The 299-nt window shown below is 73.9% G+C and carries 1 pseudogene; it reads right to left on the bottom strand.

Annotated features, from left to right (window positions below):
- Window positions 1-299: pseudogene (locus KVT14_RS20245) on the bottom strand (carbon starvation protein A); the annotation flags it as partial.

Below are 299 nucleotides of genomic sequence, written 5' to 3'. Positions count from 1 at the left end.
CGCCGACCACCTGGTGCAGGATGTTCGCCATCCCGACGGCGAGGGTCGGCGCCCCGCCGGTGCGGGACACCACGGACGGCTCGCCGACGTCCTCGGCCACCTTGTCCAGGGCCTCGGCGCCGGTCAGCGACACCGGGTTCCCGGCGGCGTCCTCGGAGTCCCAGCGGATCTCGACCGGGTCGCCCGCCGCGTCGGTGACGCCCAGGTCGGCGATCGCGGCCTCGGCGCCGATGGACGTGCCCTCCGTCATCACGGCGGGCGCGTTCATCGAGAAGTAGACGCCCTGGTTCAGGGACACC

Source organism: Cellulomonas sp. GbtcB1 (genome assembly GCF_019091725.1).
Classification (GTDB): domain Bacteria; phylum Actinomycetota; class Actinomycetes; order Actinomycetales; family Cellulomonadaceae; genus Cellulomonas.
Note: the sequence above shows the minus strand (reverse complement) of the source record. Positions and strands in the feature narration are given on the sequence as shown.